The sequence below is a fragment of the Sphingomonas sp. S-NIH.Pt3_0716 genome, assembly GCF_003950715.1.
In the GTDB taxonomy this organism is placed as follows: Bacteria; Pseudomonadota; Alphaproteobacteria; order Sphingomonadales; family Sphingomonadaceae; genus Sphingobium; species Sphingobium yanoikuyae_A.
Genome location: NZ_QLJK01000028.1, coordinates 15,748 through 40,979 on the forward strand (window position 1 = coordinate 15,748; position 25,232 = coordinate 40,979).

At 62.9% G+C, this 25,232-nt stretch carries 24 protein-coding genes and 1 pseudogene; 15 read left to right on the forward strand and 10 right to left on the reverse strand.

Features of this window, described 5'->3' with window-relative positions:
• Positions 1-849: 849 nt before the first annotated feature.
• From BRX37_RS20040 to BRX37_RS20055, 5 genes are all read left to right on the forward strand, one after another.
• Positions 850-1,695, forward strand: a complete 846-nt coding sequence (locus BRX37_RS20040) for a hypothetical protein (protein WP_125988998.1) — start codon at positions 850-852, stop codon at positions 1,693-1,695.
• 92 nt (positions 1,696-1,787) lie between these two features.
• Positions 1,788-2,405: a DUF4410 domain-containing protein gene (locus BRX37_RS20045; RefSeq protein ID WP_164522493.1), complete on the forward strand. Its 618-nt coding sequence runs from the start codon at positions 1,788-1,790 to the stop codon at positions 2,403-2,405.
• On the forward strand, positions 2,402-2,707 hold the full coding sequence (locus tag BRX37_RS20050) for a hypothetical protein (protein ID WP_125989002.1): 306 nt from the start codon (positions 2,402-2,404) through the stop codon (positions 2,705-2,707). Before BRX37_RS20045 ends, BRX37_RS20050 begins: the two co-directional genes overlap by 4 nt.
• Positions 2,704-2,865 carry a hypothetical protein gene (locus BRX37_RS26830; RefSeq protein WP_164522494.1) on the forward strand — a complete coding sequence of 54 codons (162 nt, stop codon included), beginning with the start codon at positions 2,704-2,706 and terminating at the stop codon, positions 2,863-2,865. Before BRX37_RS20050 ends, BRX37_RS26830 begins: the two co-directional genes overlap by 4 nt.
• Entirely contained in the window at positions 2,862-3,281 is a 420-nt protein-coding gene (locus BRX37_RS20055) for a hypothetical protein (RefSeq protein ID WP_125989004.1), read from the forward strand. The genes BRX37_RS26830 and BRX37_RS20055 overlap by 4 nt, the downstream gene beginning before the upstream one ends.
• 14 nt (positions 3,282-3,295) lie before the next feature.
• On the opposite strand, the gene BRX37_RS20060 is transcribed toward BRX37_RS20055, so the two are convergent.
• The 4 genes from BRX37_RS20060 to BRX37_RS20075 all read right to left on the reverse strand — a co-directional run bounded on the left by BRX37_RS20060 (position 3,296) and on the right by BRX37_RS20075 (position 9,376).
• Entirely contained in the window at positions 3,296-4,630 is a 1,335-nt protein-coding gene (locus BRX37_RS20060; protein WP_125989009.1) for a TolC family outer membrane protein, read from the reverse strand.
• Positions 4,627-7,722, reverse strand: coding sequence for an efflux RND transporter permease subunit (locus BRX37_RS20065; RefSeq protein WP_125989011.1), 3,096 nt, complete (start codon positions 7,720-7,722; stop codon positions 4,627-4,629). The genes BRX37_RS20060 and BRX37_RS20065 overlap by 4 nt, the downstream gene beginning before the upstream one ends.
• Complete coding sequence (locus BRX37_RS20070; protein ID WP_125989013.1) at positions 7,719-8,792, reverse strand: efflux RND transporter periplasmic adaptor subunit; 1,074 nt, start codon at positions 8,790-8,792, stop codon at positions 7,719-7,721. Before BRX37_RS20070 ends, BRX37_RS20065 begins: the two co-directional genes overlap by 4 nt.
• A 164-nt stretch (positions 8,793-8,956) precedes the next feature.
• Entirely contained in the window at positions 8,957-9,376 is a 420-nt protein-coding gene (locus BRX37_RS20075) for a hypothetical protein (RefSeq protein ID WP_125989015.1), read from the reverse strand.
• 191 nt (positions 9,377-9,567) lie between these two features.
• On the opposite strand from BRX37_RS20075, the gene BRX37_RS20080 reads away from it, so the two are divergent.
• The 4 genes from BRX37_RS20080 to BRX37_RS20095 all read left to right on the forward strand — a co-directional run bounded on the left by BRX37_RS20080 (position 9,568) and on the right by BRX37_RS20095 (position 12,571).
• On the forward strand, positions 9,568-9,858 hold the full coding sequence (locus tag BRX37_RS20080) for a hypothetical protein (RefSeq protein WP_206434197.1): 291 nt from the start codon (positions 9,568-9,570) through the stop codon (positions 9,856-9,858).
• Positions 9,859-9,937: 79 nt separating this feature from the next.
• On the forward strand, positions 9,938-10,675 hold the full coding sequence (locus tag BRX37_RS20085; protein WP_318276802.1) for a response regulator: 738 nt from the start codon (positions 9,938-9,940) through the stop codon (positions 10,673-10,675).
• A complete protein-coding gene (locus BRX37_RS20090) occupies positions 10,669-12,006 on the forward strand; it encodes an ATP-binding protein (RefSeq protein WP_125989019.1) in 1,338 nt (445 codons plus the stop codon). The genes BRX37_RS20085 and BRX37_RS20090 overlap by 7 nt, the downstream gene beginning before the upstream one ends.
• 67 nt (positions 12,007-12,073) lie before the next feature.
• Positions 12,074-12,571 carry an RcnB family protein gene (locus BRX37_RS20095; protein ID WP_051887092.1) on the forward strand — a complete coding sequence of 166 codons (498 nt, stop codon included), beginning with the start codon at positions 12,074-12,076 and terminating at the stop codon, positions 12,569-12,571.
• 69 nt (positions 12,572-12,640) lie between these two features.
• On the opposite strand, the gene BRX37_RS20100 is transcribed toward BRX37_RS20095, so the two are convergent.
• The 3 genes from BRX37_RS20100 to BRX37_RS20110 all read right to left on the reverse strand — a co-directional run bounded on the left by BRX37_RS20100 (position 12,641) and on the right by BRX37_RS20110 (position 16,664).
• The gene (locus tag BRX37_RS20100) at positions 12,641-13,615 is read right to left on the reverse strand and encodes a 2-hydroxyacid dehydrogenase (RefSeq protein WP_318276803.1); all 975 of its coding nucleotides are present in this window, start codon (positions 13,613-13,615) and stop codon (positions 12,641-12,643) included.
• A gap of 197 nt (positions 13,616-13,812) precedes the next feature.
• Positions 13,813-15,222 (reverse strand): argonaute/piwi family protein, encoded by a 1,410-nt coding sequence (locus BRX37_RS20105; RefSeq protein ID WP_125989021.1) that lies wholly within the window; start codon positions 15,220-15,222, stop codon positions 13,813-13,815.
• Positions 15,219-16,664 (reverse strand): SMEK domain-containing protein, encoded by a 1,446-nt coding sequence (locus tag BRX37_RS20110; RefSeq protein ID WP_164522495.1) that lies wholly within the window; start codon positions 16,662-16,664, stop codon positions 15,219-15,221. Before BRX37_RS20110 ends, BRX37_RS20105 begins: the two co-directional genes overlap by 4 nt.
• A gap of 730 nt (positions 16,665-17,394) precedes the next feature.
• Between BRX37_RS20110 and yhhA the strand changes: the two genes are divergently transcribed.
• Genes yhhA through BRX37_RS20135 form a run of 5 tightly spaced genes read left to right on the forward strand, consistent with a single transcriptional unit; the run spans position 17,395 to position 22,346 of the window.
• Positions 17,395-17,577: a YhhA family cyclophane-containing RiPP gene (yhhA, locus tag BRX37_RS20115; RefSeq protein ID WP_125989023.1), complete on the forward strand. Its 183-nt coding sequence runs from the start codon at positions 17,395-17,397 to the stop codon at positions 17,575-17,577.
• Positions 17,578-17,589: 12 nt separating this feature from the next.
• Positions 17,590-19,725: a cyclophane-forming radical SAM/SPASM peptide maturase YhhB gene (yhhB, locus tag BRX37_RS20120; RefSeq protein ID WP_125989025.1), complete on the forward strand. Its 2,136-nt coding sequence runs from the start codon at positions 17,590-17,592 to the stop codon at positions 19,723-19,725.
• Positions 19,725-20,735, forward strand: coding sequence for a hypothetical protein (locus BRX37_RS20125; protein ID WP_125989027.1), 1,011 nt, complete (start codon positions 19,725-19,727; stop codon positions 20,733-20,735). The genes yhhB and BRX37_RS20125 overlap by 1 nt, the downstream gene beginning before the upstream one ends.
• Entirely contained in the window at positions 20,725-21,216 is a 492-nt protein-coding gene (locus BRX37_RS20130) for a GNAT family N-acetyltransferase (protein ID WP_125989029.1), read from the forward strand. Before BRX37_RS20125 ends, BRX37_RS20130 begins: the two co-directional genes overlap by 11 nt.
• Positions 21,217-21,248: 32 nt before the next feature.
• Positions 21,249-22,346, forward strand: a complete 1,098-nt coding sequence (locus BRX37_RS20135) for a glycosyltransferase family 2 protein (protein ID WP_125989031.1) — start codon at positions 21,249-21,251, stop codon at positions 22,344-22,346.
• Between the two features lie 260 nt (positions 22,347-22,606).
• On the opposite strand, the pseudogene BRX37_RS20140 reads toward BRX37_RS20135, so the two are convergent.
• Positions 22,607-22,957: pseudogene (locus tag BRX37_RS20140) on the reverse strand (hypothetical protein); the annotation flags it as partial.
• 60 nt (positions 22,958-23,017) lie between these two features.
• Positions 23,018-23,314, reverse strand: a complete 297-nt coding sequence (locus BRX37_RS20145; protein WP_206434194.1) for a hypothetical protein — start codon at positions 23,312-23,314, stop codon at positions 23,018-23,020.
• A 381-nt stretch (positions 23,315-23,695) separates the two neighbouring features.
• On the opposite strand from BRX37_RS20145, the gene BRX37_RS20150 reads away from it, so the two are divergent.
• Positions 23,696-23,956 (forward strand): transposase, encoded by a 261-nt coding sequence (locus BRX37_RS20150; RefSeq protein ID WP_125989036.1) that lies wholly within the window; start codon positions 23,696-23,698, stop codon positions 23,954-23,956.
• Positions 23,957-24,163: 207 nt separating this feature from the next.
• Here the strand turns inward: BRX37_RS20150 and BRX37_RS20155 are convergent, their stop codons facing one another.
• Positions 24,164-25,189: an IS110 family RNA-guided transposase gene (locus BRX37_RS20155; RefSeq protein WP_017503545.1), complete on the reverse strand. Its 1,026-nt coding sequence runs from the start codon at positions 25,187-25,189 to the stop codon at positions 24,164-24,166.
• Between the last annotated feature and the right edge of the window lie 43 nt (positions 25,190-25,232).

The window sequence follows — 25,232 nt, forward strand, 5'->3', positions numbered from 1 at the left end:
CGGCAACACGGGCGACCGGAAGGGGTTGTGGGCCTGGTTCGTCTCGCCGCAGGTGTCAGGCACAGGCGACGGGAAGGCGGCAGGTCCAGGGATATGGCGCGCCCCGCAACGTCAATACCGGCCGATCGTGAGATCGACCGAGGCCGCGTCGTCAGCGCTCGAACCTGGCCGCGCCTTGCGGCGTGGCGGTCTCAGGACGTGCGCTTCACCTGGGCGATCTTTCCGGCGTCATAAGCGGCAAGCCAGCGGGTTCGGATGGTCTCGTAGAGGCTCGCCGGAAGGAATCCGTAAGCGACCTCGCCGTCAGGATCACCGGGTGCCGGGCGCAGGTCGGGCCCGGGCCATTGGAAGTGGGAAGTAGACAAATTGGGCAAACGAGTTTGGTCAATGCGATGACCAGGAATCTCATAAAGGACCGGGCGGGGAGGGAGGGCATGGGCCCCCCTTGAATACTCTCGGGCTGTTCTTCGTAATCGACTCCACTTGATCGATAGCCTTCGTGTCGCGGCGCTCTATATTTGGGTGGCTTGGGGATCGGATGAAGGTTCGTACATCTCCGGTTCCCAGACAGGCGACGCCACGCGGATGTCACAAAGATTTACAAACGCCACCAACTCCTGTTGCGCGATCACGCGATAACCGCCTCAGACAATGAGGAGACGGTTATGCCGTTCAGCAGCCATGACAGCGGTTGACGTATCGCGATCTGACCGGTCGCCTCCCTTGTCGTGCAATGCTCTTGCGTGGGTCGTCGTTGCTTGCTCCTCCCCCTGGACGACCTGCGCCGACGCGATGCGGACCCCAGACCCTGTGTCCGCATCGCGTCGCCCTTTCCTGAAAGGCCCCATCATGCCCTATCGCCCTCTTGCTGCGGCGGCGATGCTGCTCGCCGGCGTTCCAGCCATGGCAGGCGCTGCCCCGCCCCTGGCCCTTTATCCGCGACATCTCGGTGCTGAAACCGCCCGCTATGATCATGGCAGCGCAACCATCTCGCTTCGATCCCCGACCGCTACCGTTGAAATTCGTCCTCTGCCGGTCGAGAAGGGGCAGGTCGCCTTCTCCCTGGCCGTCTTCAACCATGGTCCAGGTCCGGCCAATCTGGGTATCGAGAATATCAGCGCGACGGTGAACGGCATTCCCGTCCCGCTGCCCAGCCATGCGCAACTGGCGGAGGAGGCAGAGCGCAAGGCCCGCAATGCCAAGATCGGAACCGCGCTGTTCGCCGGCGTCCTGGCGGGTGTCGCGTCGACGGCGTCGAACGAAGGCACCTATTATCGCCATGTTCGCGGACCACGGGGAAGCTATACCCAGGCGATCCACTGGCATGATGATATGCCGGGCGTGATCGGTGCGACGGCGGCGGTCGCCGGTGGCGCCATGGTGATCAAAGGCATCGATCGGAAGCTGGATTATACGCTGGCGCAACTGGGCACACAGGTGTTGCAGACGACCACGATTGACCCCGACAGCAGCTTTGGCGGCATGGTGATCCTGCCGCTGGGGCATCGGGCCGCCGGCCCGGCCGACATCCGGGTCAGCATCCGCTTCGATGGCAGGCCCTATCTGTTCGGTTTTTACCTGGCCCAGACCGGCATGGCGCCGTCAGCCCAGCTTCCCGCAACCACGAGGGCCGACGTGATCGCCCCCCAGTCCGCGCCTGCCACGGATATGCCAACGGACCGAGGCGGCCGATGACGCGCCTGGTTTCAACGCGGCGTTCGGCCAGCGGCCTACGCCCCCGGCTTGCGCTGGGCGGGATATTGTTCCTGCTCTCGGGATGCGCAAGCGTGGCCGTCCGCGACGTCCGCATGACCGCCGTGCATCAGCGCCCAGCGCCTGGCGCCTTGGCCGTTCATGTTGCGCTGGCGCAGGATATACAGGCCGATCCCGATGCCGCAAAAGCAGCCCTCAGGCTGCAGGCCTGTCTGATCGAGGCCTATCGCTATGCGGGGCTTTTCGCGTCTGTTGCCAGTAGCGGCGCGCCATCTGCCGGTGACGCGATGATCCGGGTCCGGATCATTCGCGCCGATCGCGGCAGTCAGGCCGAACGCTTGCTGATCGGCTTCGGTGCAGGCCGGTCCGCGCTACTGACCAAGGCCTCATTCGAAGTTGCGGGACAGGCGGACGCCGCCATGACCTTTTCCGCTTCCGCCAAGGACGGCCGCAAACCTGGGGTGATCCTGCCAGGTGGCGTGGCGATGGCGACCGGTGAATTGTCACGCCTCGCCATCGGCGGCGGCCTCGGCCTGCTGATGGAAAGCCGCAGTGGCCTGGACAGGGGCGCGAAGCGATCGGCTGCCGCCATCATCAAGCAGACCCGTCTCCTTTACCGCGCATCCGGCTGGACCTGGCCGTCCGACCAGAACGAAACACGACATAGTCCTCCCCGGAAGGCAACATCATGAAAATGCATCCCCCGATCCAGCCGCCCGTGCCCGACGCACCCCTGATCGACAATATGTTCGCACCGGAACTCCTGGCCGGCGGTTTGTCCGGCCTGTCCCTGATCAACGGCATCGTGACGATCACATTGGAAAATCCGAGGGCCGATCATGCCCGGCCTGATCCGGTCCTTGAACGGGTCGTCGTCGGCAGGGTCGGCATGCCGGTGCCCATCGCCCAGGCGCTGCTCTGCGCGCTTTACCAGTTTCTGAGCCAACATCGCCTCAATCCCCTGATGGCGCAAAGCGAGCAGCACCGCCAATGAGCGATTTTCCCCTGTCCCGCCTCATCGGCCACCCGACCGGTCAGGCGGCGGCGCTGCATATGCCATCGAGCGGATATCGGCTCTCGATCAAATGGCAGTGTCCGAGTGTCACCGGCGCTGCCGGCCGCAAGACATTGCGCAACAAGCAGGGCGCATGACGGCGCCATCATCCTTCAGCATCGAGCAGCAGATACTGATGATCGGCGCGCGCCAATGGCATCGTGCCCGGCACCTGCGCCTGCCGGTCCAGCCCTGTCTGCACCGGCAACTGGCGCGCTTGGGCTGCGAACAGCTTGCCCCCGCCTGCGACAGCCTGATGCGCCTTTCCGAATTGCTTCTGGGGCATCCCTTCCGTTTTGGTGAAGGCACCATCCTGTCGGAGGATGAGTGGCGGCTGCTCGACCTCGTCGAGGGGCGGGAGCATGCACTCGTCCATGAATGTAGCGCGGCGCTCGGCAGGGCATTTGGCCATGCAGCCCGATCGTTCACCATCATGGTCGCCATGGCGATCGACGCAGGCGCCGGCCGTAATATCGCCAGTCCCGCCCCATCGATCAGCCCGGCCAACGCCTGAATAGCGGCCGGCGCTCATTGCAGCATGGCGTTGACGCCGGCCAGCGCCTCGCTGTTCAGGTCGCCGGTCGCTGCAGCCAATTGGAGCCGGGCCGTCAGATAATCATAGATTGCCTGCCGCCGGTCACGATCCGTGGAAAAGCTCTGGGCCTGCGCATTGAGCACATCGTCCTGGGTCCGGATACCGACTTCGCGACCGGTATTGGAAGCCACCTGCTGCAGGCCAGCCGAGCGCTGCGCGGTATCCAGCGCCGCGACCCGACGCGCGCCAGTCGATACCCCATACCAGGCCTGCTGCGCCTGCAGCCGCGCATCGCGCCGGGTGCCATCCAGATCGTGCGCGGCCTTGCTGGCGTTGGCGCGGGCCTCCCGTTCCTTCGACGCGATCGCACCGCCGGCATAAAGCGGGATGGTTATACGCAGCCCCGCCGATGCCGATTGGAGACGGTCAGGCACGATGCCATTGCCACTGTCGCCACCCAGGCGATATTGCCCCTGATAGCCTGCAACGCCTTCGACCACGGGGCGCCCGGCAAGACCGTAGCGGTCGATCTCGGCGCCCGCGGCCCTGGCCTGATGCACCGCCGCTTGGACCAGCGGTGATCGGCGTTCCGCCTGCTCGATACATTCCTCCAGCCCGGCAGGCGGCGGAGGCGCCTGGAACCCGTCCGCCGGCCGCTCCAGACCTTCCGTCGGCAGGCCGGTCAGCTCCGCGAAATCGGCGCGCGCATAGGCGAGTTCGGCTTCCGCGCCGATGCGCTGCGCTTCGCTTGCATCGCGCCGCGCTTCCGCCTCGCGGACGTCGGTTATGCGCGCCCGGCCGGCATCGAAACGCGCCTGTGCGCCGCGCCGTTGCTGTTCGGATGCAGCGACCTGGGCCTGATAGGAGGCAAGCCTGTCCTGCGCTGCCAGCAGCTTGAAATAAGCCTGACCAACGCGAAGGATCAACTGCTGCTGTTCGGCTGCAAATTGCACATCGGCGCCAGCCGCCTTTTCGCGCAGCTGAACCGCCTGAGCCTGTTTCGAGGCATCATAGAGGGGCTGGACGGCCTGCACCGCAATGCTGGCACGACCACCGGACCGGCTGCCGGTGAAGACCGGCTCCAGATCCTCCGGCAGGCGGGCGTTGGTTTCGGTGACATTATATTGATAGCCGCCCTGGAACTGGACGCTCGGACGCTTGAGTGCCCGCGCCTGCACGGCCGACTCGCCCCCTGCATCGCGTTGGGCCTGGGCCGCCAGATAATCAGGGTCGTGGGCGGCGGCGGCCTGCCATGCGTCGACAAGGTCGGTCGCATGGGCCGACGGCACGACCATGATCGCGGCCCCGAGGAAAAGAAGATGCTTCATGCGGAAATCTCCGGGTTGCCGGCACAGCGCTGCGGTCGATCGAAGACCAGTTCGTAAAGTGCAGGCAGGACGATGAGGGTCAGGATGGTGGCGACCATCAGGCCGCCCATGATCGCCCAGGCCATCGGCCCCCAGAAGGTTGACCGGGTTAGCGGGATCATGGCCAGGATGGCGGCCAGCGCCGTCAACATGATCGGTCGCAGCCGATGGACGGCCGCCTCGCGCACGGCTTGCCGCATCGTCAGGCCATGCGCTGACAGCGTGTCGATCTGCGCGATCAGGATGACCGAGTTGCGCAGCACCATGCCGAACAGCGCTAGCGACCCCAGCATCGCGACGAAGCCAAAGGGAATGCGGAACAGCGCCATGATCAGGGCTACGCCGATCAGCGCCAGTGGCCCGGTCGCCAGCACGACCAGCATGCGCTTCACATTCTGCAACTGGAGCATCAGCAGGATGACGATCACGAAGATGGCGAATGGCACCGCGGCCAGTGTCGCCTTCTGGTTGATGCTGCTCTGCTCGTCCGATCCGCCCTTGACGATCGATGCGCCGGGCGGAAGCGCGCGGCGCATCGCGGCGATCTGCGGCTCTATCCGCTTTGCGAGGTCGCTCGCCTGCTCGCCCTCGACATCGGCGGCGATGGTGATCGTGGGCTGCCGATTGCGCTGGTAGAGGACAGCCGGCTCGCTGCCCGCGGACACATGGCCGAGCTGCGATAGCGGGACGGCGCCATTGGGCGTCTGGATCGGCAGATTGGCGATCCGGCCAAGATCCGTGCGTTCGGCTTCATTCAGGCGAAGAACCACGTCCAGCGCCAGGTCGCGATCGCGGAAGCTGGTCGTCCCTGCACCGCCGATCGCCGTCTGCAACGATTGCTGGACCGCCTGTGTCGACAGGCCCAATGCCCGGACCTTGTCCTGGTCCAGATCGACGCGGATGGCCTTCAACGGTTCGCCCCGATCACTGTTCACGTCGCGCGCATGGCTGTCCGCCCGGATCAGGGCCTCCAGCTTGTCCGCCACGGGAATAATCTGCGCCAGTGCCGGTCCCGCCACGCGATATTGCAAAGGCTGACCGACGGATGGGCCATTTTCCAGACGGCTGACCCGCCCCCGCGCCTCTGGGAAATGGGTGGCGAACAGGCCCTGAATATGGCCGATCACCGCTTCGCGCGCCTCTTCATCCCGCGTCTGCAGGACCAGTTCGGCCAGCGTGATGTCGGGTGTCTGGACGTTGAGGGGGAGATAGAAGCGCGGCGATCCACCCCCGACATAGGATGTGACGGACAATATCCGCTTGTCGGTCGCCAGCAGCCTCTCCATCCGCGCCGCCACGGCCTGGGTCTGGGCGAAGCTGGCATTTTGCGACAATTGCAGGTCGACCACCAGTTCGGGCCGGTCGGACGCGGGAAAGAACTGGCGTGGCACGCCGATCTGGAACAGCAGCATCGACGCGATGAACATGGTCAGCGCCAGACCCACCACCGCCTTGCGCCGTTCCAGGCATCGGTCGAGCAGTCGCCGGAACCAGCCGTAGAAACGGCCCTCATATTGCTCCTCGGGCTCACCCGCATCGTCGCGCGCATCGGCCCGCTGCGGCAGCAGATGATAGGCGATGAAGGGCGTGAAGATGACCGCGACGATCCATGAAAGGATCAGCGAGATGGCGATCACCTGGAACAGCGAGATCACATATTCGCTGGCCGTCGCCTTGGACATGGCGATCGGCAGGAAGCCCGCAACGGTAATCAGCGTGCCGACCAGCATCGGCACGGCTGTCACGCCATAGGCGCTGATCGCAGCCCTGGTGCGGGTCCACCCCGCCTCCAAATGGGTCGCAACCGCCTCGACCACGATGATCGCATCGTCGACCAGCAGGCCCAACGCAATGATCAGCGCGCCGAGCGAGATGCGCTGCAGGTCGATGTCCAGATAGAGCATCGAGACAAAGGTCATTGCCAGCACCAGCGGGATGCACAGGGCGACGACGATGCCGGGACGCCAGCCCAGCGACAGGAAGTTGACGGCCAGCACGATGACGATCGCCTCGACCAGCGAGGTCGCGAATTCACCGACGGATTCGTCCACCACATGGGTCTGGTCGGACACCGTGTGAATCTCGACGCCGACCGGCATCTCGGACTGGAGAGTGGCGACGACATGCTTGAGATCGCCCCCCAGGCGGGCGACATCGCCGTCCGATCGCAGGCTGATGCCGACACCCACGGCATCCCGAGCGCCAAAACGCATCTTGAAGGTGGCGGGGTCGACCGGCCTGCGCTCGACCGTCGCGATCGCGTCGAGCCGGATGCGCTTGCCATTGGCGACGATCGGTGTTGCGCCGATCGCCTCGACCGATCCGAAGGCGCCCGTCACCTGCATCCGCACCCGTTCGGCACCGGCCTCCACGATGCCCGATGCGGCAATGCCATTGGTCGTGTCGAGCGCGTCGGCTATCGCCTGCGCGGAAATGCCCGACATGGCGAGCCGGGCGCTGTCATAGGTCACATAAATGGCTTCATCCTGCGCACCGATGATCTGTGTCTTGGCGACATCGGGCAGCATCTGGATGCGGTCGCGCAGGGTCTCGGCATAGCGTTTGAGCACCGGATAGGAAAAACCGTCGCCGGTGATCGCATAGATATTGCCATAGGTGGTCCCGAACTCGTCGTTGAAGGACGGCCCGATCACAGCGTCAGGCAAATCGCCGCGATGGTCGGTCACGGTCTTGCGGACCGTGTACCAGATGCCGGGAACCGCGCTGCTCCTGGCGGTCGAGATCAGCGTCACGTTCAGCGTCGCCTGACCCGGCCTGGCCTTGCTCTTCACATAGTCGATCTCGGGGATATTTTCGGTCAGCACCGTCTCGATCGGCTTGATGACCTGCTCCGACATCTGTTCGGCGGTGGCACCGGGCCAGCCGACGCTGATCATCATCGTCTTGACGGTGAATTCGGGATCTTCCTTGCGGCCCAGTGCCATGTAGGAAAACAGGCCCGCGACCGCCGCCAGCACCAGCAGGAAGCCGACCATCTGCTGATGCGACAACGCCCAGCGCGACAGGTTCATGCCCTTCTGGTCCGCACTCATGATTGCGGCACCTGAACGACGCGCACCATCTCGCCCGCGCGCAGCAGATGGATGCCGGCGGTGACGATCGTCTCGCCGGGCCTCAGCCCCGATAGGATGGTCAGCATGTCGCCCTGGGCGCTTGCGATCTGCACGGCGCGCGGTTGCACCGTCATCGTCCGCCGATCCAGAATCCAGACCTGTGCCTGCTCATTTGCCTGTAGCACGGCCGTCAGCGGCACCCGGACGGCGGCCTTTGCCGTTTGATCTTCAACCCGCAATTCGGCGGTCTCTCCCATCCGCAGCGCTTGGTTTGGTGCGGCAATGGCAAAGCGGGCCGCGAATGTGCGCGTCGTCGGATCGGCTGCGCCGGCGATACTGCGCAATGTCGCCGGGTAACGCCGGTCGGGGCTGCTCCACAGGGTGACGCTGAAGCGCGACGCCCCCCTGATCCGCTCCACACTGCCTTCGGGCAGTGCCACGGCGATTTCCGGGTGCGCGGGATCGGCGAGCGTGATCACCGCCTGCCCGGCGCCCACCACCTCACCGACCTCGGCCTGAATCTGCGTGATCACGCCCGAGCGCGGCGCGGACAGAAGCGTGCGCCCCAATTGGGCGGATGCCGTACCGCGCTGGGCGGCTGCAGCCCGCAACTGCGCCTGCGCCTGGACTGCTGCGGCCTTTTGCTGATCGAATTCCGCTGGCGAGATGAAGCCTTGCTGCAACAAGGTGCGCGATCGTGCCAAGTCGGCCTGCTGCACTGCCGCGGCGGTCCGGGCCGAACCGCTTTGCGCCACGGCGCTGTCCAGCGCGCGCGCATAATCGGCATTGTCCAGCCGCAGCAGCATCTGGCCTGCGCGGACATGGCTGCCCGGATCGACGCTGCGCTCTACGATGCGGCCCGCCACCTCGAAGCCGATCTGGCTTTCGAAGGCGGACCGGATTTCCCCGGCATAACTGGCCTCGCTTGCGTGACCGGCGCCGACGCGCTGGACCGTCACCGCGCGCCGTTCATCCCTGGCGGGTGGCTCCGTGTGGCAGGCGGCGAGCAACAGCACCGCGATCGGTGCGACATGGGCAAAACGTGCCATTCCATCCCCGTGGAGAAAGGCCGCAAAAGCAGGCCGGTTCGTGCAAGGGCTTGGAAATGGAGGCGATCTGCAACAGCTCGATGGGGGCTATGTAACATCATGTAACAGCCCGCCTGAACCATGGCGCATCGATGCTGAACGGGATGCGCCATGGTTCAGCATGTTCAGCGCGGTCCGCCGCCTATAGTGCCCGAGCGAGAGGCCGAACCGCCATTGGGACCAGTGATGTCGCGCTGATAGGTTGCGGTGCCATCGCCGTTGGCAACGGCGCTGGTCGACCGTCCCCAACTCTTGCCGCTGTTGGTCACATGGCTGGTCGCACCGTGGAACTGGCCATCCTGCACCTGATATCCGCGCTGGCTGCTGAGGCCGCGTCCGTCATTGGTCTGGATATTCCGGCTCATGGCGGCCTGCCCGCCACCGCGCGAGGCCGCATAGTCCTGATGGAATCCGCGCCCGTTTGGTCCCTGAACGCTCCGGCTATGGCTGTGCTGGAAAGATCGGCTGCGGGCTTCGGCCGTCGATGTCGTGCCGGCGGCAGCCAGCGTCGAAAGGAAGGCAATGGCGAATTGGCGCTTGTTCATGGTGCATTCTCCTTCTCCGCATCAGCGAGAGCCGTGCGGGAAGGAACATGTCGGGCATCCGCATGAACCGCCTTGCCGCAGAATGTATCGAATATTTGCAGCCCCCACGGCATCGCGCGCCGCCGTTACAAACTGTAACTTGTCTTCATCCAGCCATCGGACATGGCACCTGTGGGGCCGCTATATGACCCATGCTCATTTCGGGCCTGACCAAGGAGAATGACATGAAATATCCGACGATCGCCCTGACGCTGGCGGCCCTGGCCGCAACCCAGGGCCCGACCGCCATGGCGCAGGATGCGTCCGCCAGGGCCAGGGACATCTTTGTCAAGGCGGATACAAATCAGGATGGCGCCCTGTCGCTGGAAGAATGGAAGGCCGCAGGCCGCCGCGAGCGTGGCTTCTCGATGATCGACGCCGACCGGGACGGTAAACTGACCCCGGAAGAATTGCGCGCTGCCGCTGCAAAATATGGCAAGTGATCGATCGTCCCCGGCCGCAGCGTGGCTGTTTCCGGGGACGCCCTGATCGCAGCCATATGCTGATGACGAAAGGAACGAGATGATGGCCCCGCCCCAGGCGTCCAATGGCATGGTCGCGATCGTCGAGGATGACTCCGGCATCCGCGACCTGGTAAAGCTGTTGCTGACCCGCGAGGGCTTCGATGTGCTGGCCTTTGAAGGCTCGGCCGGACTGGAGGCGGACGGCGTCCTGGAACGGCTCGATTGCCTGATCCTCGACCTGATGCTGCCGGGCGAGGACGGGCTGGAGATATGCCAGCGTCTGCGCGCGCGCTGGCCGCGCCTGCCGATCCTGATCGTCACTGCCAAGGATGATCCGATCGACCGGATCATCGGCCTGGAGATCGGCGCGGACGACTATCTGGCCAAGCCGTTCAACAAGCGCGAATTGCTGGCACGGCTACGCTCGATCATCCGGCGCACCCGCGACATCGCGACCGCCTCTGCCGAAGAAAGCGGCGACAATTTCCGCTTCGAAGGCTGGTTGCTGCGCCTGGGCGCCCGCGACCTCACCAACCCGGCAGGCGAACCGGTCGGCCTTACAACCAGCGAATTCGACCTGCTGCATGCGCTCGTTCTCCATCCCCGACGCATCCTCTCGCGCGAGTTGCTGATCGACTGGACGCGTGGCGGCCATGCCAGCCCGGTCGATCGCGTCATTGATGTGCAGATGAGCCGGTTGCGACGCAAACTGGGCGATGATCCACGCGAGCCGGCGATGATCCGCACGGTGCGCGGCGACGGCTATCTGTTCGCGCCAGCGGTGACGCGATGCTGAAATTGCGTCCGCTGCGTCTGCGGGACCGCATCGGACTGATCGTCCTGTTGCATCTTCTGGCGATGATCGCGGTGATCCTTCTGTTCCTGCAGCAGACGGACATGCGCAAGATCGCACCGCTTTACCGGGTTCCCGTTCCGGAAAAGGTTGCCCTCATTGTAACGGCCTTCGAGCGAACGCCGCCCAACACCCATGCCGACCTTGTCCGCGCCTTTTCCGATGCGACCCTGCGCGTCACCCTGCTCAAGGCGCTGCCAGCTGAAAATCCGGCATCGGCCACCCCGACGACCTTGGCCAGATATCGACAGGCCCTGGGCGGCCGCCCCTTCAGGATCGAGACACAGGGCGATATCGGCCCCGCCAATATCGACATGCGGCCAGCCGTCACCCTGAGCCCGGTGCGGGTATCGGTCGCATTGGCGGAGGGCAACGCCATCCGGGTCGAGCAGATGGTCGCCTGGCCCCTCACCAAGATCGTCAGCAATCTGATGCTCTTCCTGCTCACTGTGGCGATCGTCGACATCATCGTCATCCTCTGGCTCGCCTCGCAGACCACGCGCCCGGTCGAGCGACTTGCCCGCGCAGTGCGCGACGACCGGCTCGACCATTTGAAGCCGGGAGGACCACGGGAAATCATCGAACTGGGCGAAAGCTTCAGCCAGTTGCGCCAGCACCTGCGCGCGCTGCTCGATGAGCGAACCCGCATGCTCGCCGCCATCGCTCATGATTATCGCACCTATCTGACCCGGATGGATCTGCGCAGCGAGTTTATCGAGGATGAGGATCAGCGCCTGCTGGCGCAACAGGATATCGAGGAAATGCGTGCCCTGCTGAGCGACACCCTGACCTTCGCGCGCGAGTCCGCCGCGACCGATCTGGACATGGCGGTCTGTGATGTTCGCGCCGAATTGGCGCTTGTCGCCGCGGAACGGACCCAGCGCGACGAGCTGATCGACATCGCACCCTTGTCGCACCCGCTCCATGCCCATGTTTCCCACATCTCGTTGCAGCGCATGCTGGCCAACCTGCTCGACAATGCAGTTCGCTATGGTGGTGGCCTGGCACGCATCCGGGTGGAAAGCGACGCGTCCCATATCCGCATCCTGGTCGAGGATGATGGCCCCGGCGTGCCGCAGGGAAGCTTGCAGCGCCTGACCGAACCGTTTGAACGGGTCGAGAGTTCACGGGCCAGACAGACCGGCGGCGTCGGCCTGGGCCTGTCGATCGTGCAGGCGCTGACCCAGCGCTATCGCGGTGACCTCATGCTGGAGAATCGTCGGGAGGGTGGGTTTCGCGCGATATTGTCGCTCCGCAGGGCCGACACGGATTGATACACAAGCCCCGATCAGTTGATGCAAAACGGCGCGATAACGGGCTCCCATCACATGGAGTTCGATCATGTTCCATCCATCCGGCCGCCCCGTCATTGCCCTGCCCAAATTCCGCATCGGTTCCGTCCGGGCGAGCACCGGCCTTCTGCTCTTCATCGCCATGACCACGGCAATGGGCACGCCGGCCAAAGCACAGGCCGTGCGTCAGACGACCGTCATATCTGCGCCAAGGCTGGTGCAAAGCCGCACGGTCGTGGTCGACCGGGGACGCCCTGGCTGGTGGCGCGGCCATCCCGCCTTCGCTTATTATCATGGTCCCCGCCATGGCTATTATTTCGCGCCCGGCTTTGGCTATTATCCCGTGGCCCCGCGCTATGTGAACGTCGTCTGGCGGGTGGGCGGCACCTTGCCTGTTTCGATGCGCAACTATGTGGTCCTCAATCCCGCCGGCTTCGGCCTTGCCGTGGCGCCGGCCGGACATGTCTGGTGCTATGCGGGCACCAATTTCGTGCTGATCGCGCGGACATCCGGCGTCATCGTCCAATCCGTGGCCGGGGGGTGGTGACGGCCTCTTCCCAGGGTGTATCGCGCTGTGGCGTCACCAAGCCGCCCAATACCGAAAATGCGTGCCTTTCTATACCACTGGCGTCAGCAGCGCCTCTCCGCCGAACCAGGCATCCAGATTGGCGACCACCAGGTCGGCCATCGCCTTGCGGGTGTGGACGGTGGCGCTGCCCTGATGGGGTTGCAGCACGACATGGTCCATCGCGAACAGCGCTTCGGGCACATGCGGCTCGTGCGCGAACACATCCAGCCCCGCACCGGCGATGCGCCGGTCGGCCAGCCGCTCGACCATCGCCGTCTCGTCGATCACGCCGCCCCGGCTGATATTGACGATCACGCCATCCGGCCCGAGCGCGTCCAGCATCGCGCCGTCGACCAGCTTGGCCGCTTCCGGCCCGCCCGACGTGGCGACGATGACGACCTCGCTCTGGCGCGCAAAGTCGATCGCGTCGGCGACATAGCGATAGGCCGTGTCGGCCGCCGGCTTGCGGTTATGATAGAGGATCTCGCCTGCCACCGGCTCCAGCCGCTTTGCGATCGCCCGGCCGATCCGGCCCAGCCCCAATATACCGATGGTCGCGCCGGTCACCCGGCCCGCCAGCGCCGGCTTCTCGCCCCGCGCCCAGCCGCCCGGCCGCACCAGCCGGTCATTCGCCGCGATGTTGCGCACCGTCGCATAGAGAAGGCCGACGGCCAGGTCCGCGACATCGTCGGTCAGCACGTCGGGCGTGTTGGTGACGCGAATGCCTTTCGATCGCGCATGGTCGACATCGACCTTGTCATAGCCGACCGAGAATAGCCCGATCATCTCCAGCTTCGGCAGCGCGTCCATGATGGCGGCGGGCGCCCCGACCGATCCGAAGCTGCGATAGGTCGCGATGACGCGCTCGTCGGCCTCGCGCCATTCGATCCCCGATTGTTCGAGCGAGTCGAACCAGTCGTGGAGATGCTCGCCGTACGTCCGCACAGTTTCCGTGGCCTGGGCGCGGCCGCTCAGTTCGGCGTGCTCCATGAGCCAGAGGAACGCCGGCTCGATGATCGCCATGTCGGCGTCAAACAGAATCGGAAAGCCGACGGGTATGCTTGGCTCACCCGCCAATGCTCGGATGATCGATACCATGCTATCGGAATCCCTCGCGCTGAGATTCCGACGAACAATACCGTTATTTGGCAACCTGCGGGCAAAAGGTTCGGCGGATCGGTAACTTTCCGGGATGCATTGGGGCGCGCCGTCGGCGCGGATCACATGTAGAAGCTGTAACTGACCTGGGGTTTCTCGCTGACACTCACATATTTCATGATGTCGCCGATCTTCTTCGCGCATTCGAGCGTGATCGGGAGGCGCCCGTCCATCTGGGTGTTGTTCCAGTTCATCTTCGTCAGACCGAGGATTTCGTCGCAGAGGCTTTCGAGCGAAGAGTCCTGTTCATATACGGTGATTTTCAGAGGGCTCGGCACGTACTGCCCAGGATAGGTCTTGTAGAAATCGACCGTCCCGCGGGTATATAGAACGCCCTCCGTCTCCGAGATCGTCAGCAGTGTCCCCCGCTTCGGCGGATACTTCTTGTCGCTGAACAAACGGACGTCAGTGTCCGTGATCGCGACGAAATCCTTCGAGCGGATGCCCTTCTCCTCCAGCGCCCGTAGGAAGCCCTTGCGCTCGCCGTCGCGGAAACGGCTCGACTTGTGAATCACGATCCTGGCCGGCATGTGTTCCAATGCCCGGTCGTACTCATCAAGCGCGTCACGCAGGAGTTCGTAGGCCTGATCCTCGCTCAGGTATGGATGACGGTTCTTCTTATCGATCGACACTGGGGTCCCGCGCAGGATGATCCCATGCCCGAACTCATCAAAGACCTGTGCCAAGCTGGACGACACGGTCTCACCGTCACGGCTCTTGTAGAAACCAATACCGATGTAGCACGAGCGGAGCTTGGCTGTGTCCTCGACGAGCCGCCAAGGAATTGTTCGGTTGCCCTTGTAGTAAAGCGCCGTGCAGAAGTTCCATGCCTTCGTCGCGGGGTCCTGCTGTTCCCCGGCGAACTTGGTGATCAGGATGGTTTTCTCCCGCACCAGCTGAAGCGGCGTGCCGAGGTGCATGCACGTGGCTTTCAGTATCCGCCGGAAATTATGCTCGAGCTCGCTCTCATCCTTCTCGTCGCCAGTGGCCGAGATAGTCACGGAATCAAACATCTCGTTCGGCAATACGCAGACGATGACGTCAACCGACCTGTTCTCCGCCAGGAAGCGGATCTGCTCATAGTAGAGCTCAACAGCCCTCTCTACCCGGTCGGCGCGGGAGGCAAGCTTCACGATTCCGGTGATATCCGACTTCTTTAGTGTCCGCGTATACTGGGGCGAGTTGATCAGCCGGGTTAGGAAGCCGTAGCTCTGGTTCACCCCACCGAAGCCACGGAACAGGTTGAGAAGTTGCGATTCCTTCTTCCGTTCGATGCCGTCCCGGCACCTCTCGAGCCACTCGTCCAGCAGATCAATGCCCTCGCCTCGACCGACGACCCCGATTCTTAGTTCCGTCCTGCGCAATTCATCGCGCTTGTCATACACGCCCATGTGCTCGATCCCCGTACGCGGGCATATGTGGGTGCCGGTGCCGAACTCGAGCATAGGCTCCGCGAGCGTCGTCAGCCTCATGCCGCCATCCCTTCGTCGGTCGCATCGTCATCATAGTCGGCGATAGAGACGTCGCCTTCGTCAAGATCGTCATCGACCTCGTCGCCAACGTCGAATTCGACGAGCGTCCCGAAGCTCAACGGCGCCTCGTCCAAGCCGTCCTCACCGCTGGTGTTGGAGAGAAAGTAGGCGACGAAACGAACCGCGTTCCTGACGCTGAGATTCAGTTCAAGCCGCTTCTGCTTCGAGAGCAACTTGTCGTGCCAGTTCGAGCGCTTGAAGCCGTCATACGAATAATACCAGCTCGGCACGATTTGCGAGAACCAGGTCCCGCCCAAATTTGAAAACGTCAGATCGAAAGATAAGTGCTGGTGATGCGCGATCTTGTCAGGGTCCTTCTTCTGATACTTCACTACGTACACGGTGCGTGTCGCACTGGCCTTGCCGACCCAGGCCTCCTTGCGAAGCTCCTGCCCATCCTCGCCGGGCACGAAGAAGAAGAAGCCGTCCTTTGGATGCGAGCGCACGTTGCGCGCCTTCAGCATCTGCCGCGTCTCGGCCCACAGGAGTTGCTTGAGAATGTTCACGTTCTCGGGCTCGTCGGAGTCGGCCAGATCGGATATCTCCAGCCGTTCGATTGTGCCCTCGTCCACGATGCTGATCAGGCCGCTGGCCTCGATATCGGTGAACGAGAACAGCTTGTTGTTGTAACAAACCCATGCGTCCTTCGGCACGTCGTTCAGAAGGAGCGCCATCTTCACGACAGACCTTCGACTCTTTGCGTAGCCCTTGTAGTTCAGTTCCGCCTTGGCCTGCGCGATCACCGCCTTGTCGTCGATCGTCAGCTCCGCAACGTAGACTGCCTCGGGCAGCCGGATCTCCTGTAGGTTGGTTGTGATCGCAGTCGGCGCCTCAACCGTCTCCGATCTCATGCTGATGAAGGCATCCACCTCGCCGAGGATGTGCTTAAGCTCCGAGAGCACGCGCTCTTGCGCTGTGAGGCGCAGCCCGGTCACCATGCGGAGGATGTCGCTAAGGTCGATGATGTGCTTTGCGCAGTTGAACGAGAAATCCTCCGTCAGCAGGGCATTTACGGCGCTCTGACTGTAGGATGCCTGCTTCTTGCCCAGCATGAGTACGTATAGCTCGTCGAAGGTGTTATAATACGACCGGCTCATGAATTGCCCGATCGTGAACTTCACCTTCTCCAGCCCGGTGGTAGACGTGACCTGGAAAGCGACGCGGTCATGGTCATCGCCGAGGTCGATGCCGGGGAAGTTCTTCTGCTTCCGGTTGAGATTGATGAGGTGCGGCAGGTTGAATACCGACTTCAGGATCGGGATGAATGCATCTTCGAGCGCGAGGTTGATGTCGGTCCGCCCCTGCGCGGTCGCCAGTTCTACCTGTACGACAATACGGCTCACGACGTCGCGGAGCTGATTCTCAACCTCAAGCTGCCTCATACCGCGGCGCTCCTCCCAAGATGGCCCCATGGAGTATGGGAACGCACCAAGAACATTGCAAGCGGGCGATAGCTGATGACGGGCCTTTGAAGCTCGGAGAGCCTCCAACGCCCGCTCTCTGCTAAGCTCAGATGCCTCCGGGCGCTGAGCGAAGGGATGAACCCGGATCGCTTGGAGGCGGGCCACCGCATATTGAAAAAATGGTGACAAATCAGATGGTTGGCCTTTGCCGATCTCAGTATGCGCCAGCATTTTGGCGGGGTGATTATGGCCAAAAATCCATCACCCTATTGCGGCTTACACCACGGTATGGAAATGACTAGCGGGATCCGACCGACGTTTGCACCTTCTTTTCAGAGGGCTCGTAACACACTGTTATTATGTAGAAAAAATCGATCTTTTATAAGTCGATGTCGCGGAAGTATTAACCCTCTACCTTCCGACGCGATCGGTCCAGACTGTGGACTATCTCCAAATAATTTGGTCCGTAATGGATCCAATTTATTATAAACATAGGATGAAATAAATATATAAAATAAAACTCTAATATTATTTAGATACAACCTTTCACGTATACTCAATCATATATATTTTATCTCCGAAAAAAATTGCTCGTCTAGTTACATACAGCACATTTATAAATATATCCTTAGATTTCGCGCGCCGGGAGGCGTGATGGACTCCTTCAAAATAGCGTGTATTATGGCGATGCATCGAAAGGAGTATACCCATGTCGATCGATACCGAAGTTCGGCCGCCGGAAGCTAGCCCCGAAATCCGCACAGCCCTCCTGCGCGAACAGCCTCTGAATCCGGCGCTTCGCCGGCTGAAGGGTCGCGTTCTCGCCGAAGCGGAAGCAAGCGAAGTCATCACGAGCTATGACCGGATGCATCACCGGCACAATCGCTCCTAAGGACTTCCTCGCATGACCCCTGCCAGGATCACTTCGTTCCTGGTCAAGGTCGCGTCGCGTTGCAATCTCGATTGCGATTATTGCTACGTCTACCACCACGCCGACCAGAGCTGGCGCGCCATGCCTAAGCTCTTGTCGGCGGAGGATCGGTCTCGTTTCGCGACCCGACTAGGTGCGTATACCGCGCAAGCGGAAATCACGCATTGCGCGGTCGTGTTCCACGGCGGCGAACCTTTGCTTGCCGGAGCCGATGCGCTGGCGGCCTTTGCAGCGGAAATCCGTGCCGCGACGACGGCTAAGGTCGATGTCGGGCTCCAGACCAACGGATTGCTGCTCGATGATACCGCGCTCGATCATCTCGAGGCGGCCGACATCGGTGTTTCACTGAGCCTGGATGGTCCGCGCGCGGCGCAGGACAAGCATCGAACGACGCGCAAAGGGCGATCGAGCTTCGACAAGGTATTCGCTGCGCTGGAACGACTCAAGAAGCGCCCCAGGCTATTTGCAGGCGTCATCGCCGTCATCGATACCGCGACCTCGCCGGAGGATCTCTTCGCCTTCTTCGACGCGCATCATCCGCCGAAGCTCGATTTCCTGCTACCCGATGCCCACCATTTGCGTCTCCCACCGGGCCGCGCGCTCGATCCCTCGCTCTATGAGCGCTGGCTGATCCGCGCATTCGATCTGTGGCTCGATCAGTATCCGCATTTGCCGGTGCGAACCTTTGAAGCTTTGCTCGATGCCGTTTCCGGGCTGCCTTCCCGAACCGACGCATTTGGCTTCGGGGACGTCAGCCTGGTCTCGATTGAAACCGACGGAAGCTATCACGATCTCGACGTGCTCAAGGTGACCCAGGACGGAGCGACCAGCCTTGGCGGTTCGGTACGGGATACGCCGATCGCAGACATCGCGACCTCGCCCCGGATCGCAGCGCATCGCGCGCTGCTAAGCAAAGCAGGACTATGCCGCCAGTGCCAAGCCTGTACGATTGTCGAAATCTGCGGGGGCGGCTCACTCCCCCACCGCTTTGGCACCGACGGCTTCAATCATCCGACCGTTTATTGTCGTGAGATGCTCGCGCTGGTCGAACATGCGCGGGCCCGCCTCGCGGAACTGCTCTTGCCCTCGGATGATGCGGTGGATTCGGCCCTGCCCGCTCGCACCGACCTAGCAGCGTTCGACCTCGCGGAGAGCGCCACGGCGATGATGGACGATCTCTGTGCCGGCGCGCGGTCAGCCGCGCGTGACGCGCTGTTGGGGACGGTCCGCGAGTTGCGCGCCACCCATCCCGAACTCGGTCCGGCGATCGCGGCGTTCGACGCGCTGTCCCTCTCCGAGCAGGAAGAACTGGCGAGTGCTCCGGGCGCCATCGCGTGGCGGCACACGCTCGACATTCAAACCGCCGCCTATGAAGTTCAGGCCGTCGACGGCGCAGCCATCCAAGCCGACGCATCCTATCTGCAGGACTTGCTTGCCCAGCCATCACGCGATGGTTCCGGCTTTCAGATCGGTTTCCCCGATCCCTGGCTTCGCATTCCCTTTGGCGAGGCAATCTATTTTGAGGATGAGGCGACCACGGCCAGGGTCAAGCCGATCGTCGAGGAAGCGCTACAGATTATCGAGCGCTGGCGGCCCGCAATGGCACGCGAGATGCGACTGGCCTGTCGGGCTGTCCAGTTCATCCGCGATCCGCTTGCGCATCCCGACAAGATCGTCTCGTTCAGCGACAACTCGGTGCCGGGCGCCCTCTATGTGTCGGTCCTGCAGGGCGATGATCCGATCGACGCGTACGATCTCGCCGACTCGTTGTTGCACGAGCACCGACACCAGAAACTCTATCTGCTGGAGCGGTGTGCGCCGACCGTTGCTTCCACCGCGGCGCTGGTCTCCTCGCCATGGCGTGAGGATCTTCGCCCGCCCTCGGGCCTGCTCCATGCGGTGTTCGTCTTTGTCGAACTGCGGCGCTTCTGGCTTCATGTCCGGGACGAAGGGCCTGCCCGCCTCCACAATCGCGCGATCAATCAGCTCCGCGACACCGAGGACAATCTTCGCGATGCGTTCGTGACCCTCGATAGCTGCCCGCTGACTCCATTAGGACGCGAATTGGTTGCCGTCCTTAAAACGTCTGCCGAATGCGAACTGGCCTGATGTCAGATAACGTGATCACCCTTCCTTTTGACCGACTCCCGGGATCGGCGGCCGAGCGTCATGCGACGCTGCGCGACTATTTTTGCGACAAGGATGCCAGCGCCGAACGGACCACCGGCGGCTGGGAGTTGACGCTCGGTTGGCCCAATGATGCCGCGCGGCATGTCGATCCCAAATTGGCCGACGGACTCGCGTGGTGGGATCAGAGCCTGGAGCGCTCGGGTATGGCGCTCTCTATACGCCGTAGTGGTCGTATTCTGAGCGCGCTCTACGATAGCTGGACGCTTCTCAGCTGGAGCGAATGGGTGGAGCGGGCCGGCCCACAGGCTGCTGCGCCGATCGTGGTACTCCATGTCGACGATCACCGCGACCTCGGCGCGCCGCGGCTGTTCGTGGAGCCGGCGGGTTGGCGCGATCCCCTGACCGGTCATCTCGTTGACTTTGCCCAGCCCGACAGCGTGGCAAGTGCGATACGAAGCGGCGCCATCGGCATGGGCAGTTTTCTGACGCCGTTTCTGCACGCTTTTCCGAACGCCGAGGTTCGCCACCTTTGCCAGCCGCCGAAGGCGGTCGACACCAGAGACTTCCAGGTCAAGCTGATCGAGGAGCAGGACACGCTGCTCAACCCTGGCGCGTTGCGCCCCGCTGTCGATCTCGTCCCGGTCGCGCGCGAGACCGGTCCGGGGCGATATCGCGTCACCCCTGACCTTGGCGATTGGCTGCAAGGGATCGGCCCTGGGCCGGTTCTGCTCCACATCGACATGGACTATTTCAACAATCGCTACGATGGCGACAGCGACTGGCTCGACCGGCGGCGAAAACTCGACCCTCCGCTGGCATCGGTGCTCGAGAAAATCGATGCGCTCGCCGATGCGCTGCAAGGCGCCGGGCTCGCGTCGCGCATCGAAGATGTCGTGATTGCCTATTCGCCGGGCTTCTTCCCCGGCGAATTTTGGCGTGCGGCGGACGAGCGTTTGCGCGCGGCCTTTGCGCGGCTAAATGTCCGCTAAGCCCTCATCCGCTAAGCAGAAGCGACGGCGCCGGCCGGCCAGCCCGACACCGAAGCCGCCTCCGGTCGTTGCGCATTCGCCGCTCGGGCCGATCGATCCGGGGCTAGTGCGATTGGTTCCGAGCCGGGGCACGACTAAACGCGGCGGAGGCCCGGGTGGCGAAGCCTGGGTTATCGAGGCTTGCGGCGAGCGCGCCGGAACAGTCTTCATCAACCTGATCGAAGAACCCCCGATCGGAAAACATGCCTCGCTCCAGATTTTTCTGAATCGGGAAAGCCAGGGGCGTCAGATCGGCCGCCTCGCGTATCGTAAGGCGTGCGAGGCCAGCCAATATGATGTGATCTACGCCCATATGCGCAAATCCAACATCGCTTCGCGGCGCGCCGCTGAAGAAGCCGGCTTCGCGGACGTGACGCCGGTGGGTCACTCCCAGTTGATCATGAAGCATGTTGGTAAGGGGAGGTCGCCGTCCGGAGGCTGACCGCGACCGCACCGGAATTCTGAAAGGTCCGAATGCGCGCCTATATCGTCATGCCCTGCCTCAATGAGGAACGCGAGCTGGTAGCGACTTGCGCGTCATTGGGCTTTGGTCCGGGCGTGGCGACGGACAATCCGGACGGCACGCTGGTCCTTGTCGACAATGGATCGACGGACCGTACGCCGGAGCTCATGCACCACATCCGGCAAGGCTCGCCACCCGGTGCTGTGGAACTCGCGCATGAACCCGAGCGCGGCTACGTGCCCCCGCGTCGGCGCGGCATCGATCTCGTCGCGCAGTTGGCGCTCGAGAAAGGGCTGGTCGCCGAGGATGTCCTGATCCTGCAAGCGGACGCCGACACACAATATCAGCCCGGCTATGTTGCCGAGATGCGCGCGGCCGGCGAGACGGCGGGCCCGCAGACGCTCCTCGAAGGACGAGCGGAGGCCCCTCCCGAGTTCGCGCTTGAGCACCCGGGATATCAGGCGCTTTGCGAACAGGTGAGCGCCTCGGTTCGCACGCTCTGCGTCGCCGAAGCGGATGATGTCGTCGTCGATGACAAAATCTGCGCCTTCCGCCTCGCTGACTATCGCGTCTGGGGCGGACATGTGAGGGAGTATGAGCCCCAAGGTCAGGAGATCCAAGCCGAAACCTCGCGCCTGTTTCTGAGGGCCAGGTCTTACGGAGCCAGGAAAATCATGGCCGAAGGGGCGGTGGCGCAACCTTCGCGCCGGAAGTTATACGAGAGCCCAGGGCTCTATTTCGCGACCACTGGGTTCCCACACGGCGCCGAATGGGTGGCACGGTGGCGCCGCGACTATGCGGGGATCGACAGTTTCGAAGCATTGCATCAATCACATCCCCTAGTCCAAGACGCGATATTGCTCCGCCAATGCCATGACCTGATCCTATTTGGTGTCTTGCCACTATGGGTCGGTCACGCGCTTGGGAGCCTGGCTACGACCGACGCACTGGGAGCAAGGTTGGCACCCTTATTGAGGCTCTTGCCGCCATTGACGCGCGACCAGCTACACCACACACCCGGGCTTGTTCTCCACACAGCGTTGCAATTGATCGATATGCAATTGCCGCAACTGAAGAGCTACCTGGCGGAAAATACAAACCTTGGCTGATGGTGCCTGGCGGCCGTTCCGCTTCTCAGAATAGGGCGAAAGGCGATGGCTCGCTGTGGTCGCTACGCGTCCCCTCTTTGATCAAAACGCAGCATTTGAGATCAACTGCCGGGCGCTCGCCTCACGGGTCGCCGATCCGAAATCTTAGTGCTGAAGTGAAGGAAGGACAGGCCGGGCGCCACTAGCTTTTTGGATTAGCGCGTCACCCGGCCTGCCCTTCCTTCACAGCAAGCTAACAGGACACTGGCTAAGCCAAGACCTAAGCTGCAGCTGTGTCGGCCCAGGCTGATGCTGGGGAGCGTCGCATTGGTGAGGACGTTGGCCAGGATCGAGTAATAGGGCGGCCAGTGCTTGAACCGCTGGGGCACGTAGCGGACGACGTCGTAGCGAATGCCGCGCGCGGCCATCCAGGCGGCGATCATCCGCTGGTACGCGTAGGTGTCCGGCTTCTCGGCGCCGGGATCGGCGGTCAGGACGAGATCCGGGGCCTCGCCGCGCGCCTCGAGTTCGACGAGCAGCGCCGTCGAATCCACGCCGATGCCATAAGCGAGAACGACGGGGGGTGGGGCGCTGACCATGATCGTGTCGATCGGTCTGTGGGGAGTGCTCATGGGGAACCTCGAACTGGCAGGTGGACATCGACCGCTACCCAATCCGCCCCCCCCTCCCCTCTAATCGCTGACCGTCGGGTTCGGGGTTTCAGTCGCCTCCGAGGACAGCGGAAGCATCGGGTGCTGCGCGGGCGGCGCCTTGGGGTAAGGCAGGCGCGAAAGCGTGCGGCCTCGGCGGTGCGCCTCGCGGGTGAGTTCGAAGCAATAGGCGAACAAGCCGGCCTGCCGGTGGGCCAGAAGATGACGCTCGCGCTGCAGGCGCTGAAGCCACGCACGCGGCTCCTCGCGGGCACCCGGCTTCGGGGCGCCGAGCGTGATGAACTGGTCGACCGCACCGGCATGCCCCTGCTCGCCCATAGCCACCGATCGTGCCCGTCGAGGTCGACCACCGCGAGCGCGAGGCAGCGCGAGCCGGCGTAGGGGTTCGAATTGAGCGGATCGCCGGGGAAACCGGCGAGCGACCAGAACCGCCAACCGAGTGGAGGTGGATCATCGACAGCGACGACGATGTCCCAGCGGCCAGATTTGACCTCAATGGTGGTCATTTGGGCGCCTTTCGGGCCGAAATTGCCATCAGCTCCGAGAAACGATCCATTATGGATGAACCGTTCGGGAAGAGGTTCGCTAGGCCGTGCCGCTCCTAAGGCTTGTGGGGATTTAGGATTCCCATTTTCCAGCAGATGTGATTCACACTGCGGATGGATCGCTTTGTACTGACCGACGCCCAATGGGCGAAGATTGAGCCGCACTGTTTGGGGAAGATCAGCGATCCCGGACGCAGCGGTAGGAACAATCGGCTATTTATGGAGTACGGTGTTCCGGCGTTTCCGTGACTGGCGCGAAGCGGACGTTTTCAAGCGGATTTTTGATGCTTTGACGCATGAGCCTGACATGGAATACGCCATGATCGATGCCACCATCGTCAAGGTTCATCGTCATGGGCAAGGCGCAAACGTATGGCCCGCCCCGTCGGCAAGCGGTTTGTTTCTGACGATCTGAGCAGTCTGCGAAAACGTATCCGGCCTTTGGGCATGATGCCGTTGGCCAAGATGGAGATCCGCGCGTCCTGGTCCTCATAAAGGGGCCGGCATCGAAGTGCCATTTTGCGCCATAGGGTTCCAAGACACCGGTCGACTGTCAGGCCATCTTCTTCTCACCTCCCGCAGACATCATGCAGCGGATGCCAAAGGCATCGGCCGATCTCGTTCACGCCGCCAGCAATGTGGGTTCGTAGGTCCGTCCGTGGCGCAGAAGTGCCCAGACGATCCGCGCCATTTTGGCCGCAAGAGCGACGACGACGGTGTTTTGATGCGCTCGCGAGAGCAGGCCGCGCACCCATGCGCCCAGACGTGTATCGCTCTTGCTCATCGTCGGCAGCGACGAACGTGCACCCTGGATAAGGATCTTACGCAGGTATCGGCTGCCGCGTTTGGTAATGCCGAGCAACCGAGGTTTGCCGCCGGTGGTGGCCTGACGCGGGACCAGGCCCAACCATGCAGCAAGATCGCGACCACGCGCAAAGGTCCGGGCATCGCCGACGGCAGCGACCAGTGCAGTCGCGTTGAGGGCGCCAATGCCGGGAATGGTCAGCAGGCGCTGCGTTCGCTCGTCGGTCAGCGCTGCTTGCGCGAACTCGGCATCGAGGTCCGCAATCCTCTCGTCAAGCGCTATCCAGCGGGCGCGCATGTCCGCGACGAGCCGATGAATGCGAAACCCCAGAACGGGTTCTTCGGCTTCGAGCATCTCGCCGAGCCGAACCGCGAGCTTCGCACGCCCTTGCGGGACGATATGCCCGCGCTCGAGGAGCAAACTCCTGATCTGGTTCATCAGTGAGGTCCGCTCGCCGACGAGCTGGTCGCGAATCCGGTGCAGTGTCTGCATGTCCAACTGCTCCTGGCTCTTCAGCTCCACGAACCGCATAGTCGGCCGTGTCGCCGCCTCTGCGATAGCTTCGGCATCGCGATCGTCGTTCTTCTGGGCCTTCACGTATGGACGGACATATTCCGGCGACATCAACCGGACGGTATGTCCATGCGCTACCAGCGCACGGCCCATATGGTGGGCACCGCAACAGGCCTCCATCGCCACAACGCATGGCGCGAGTGACCCTGCAAAGGCGATGACCGTCTCACGTCGCATACGCCTGCGAACGACAACCCTACCGGTGCCGTCCAGCCCCACCACGCTGCAGCTGTTCTTGCCGAGGTCGATCCCCAGAACTGAAACTTCCATGACCTTCTCCTTCCTCAAACGATCCGATGTCGGTTAAGCAACA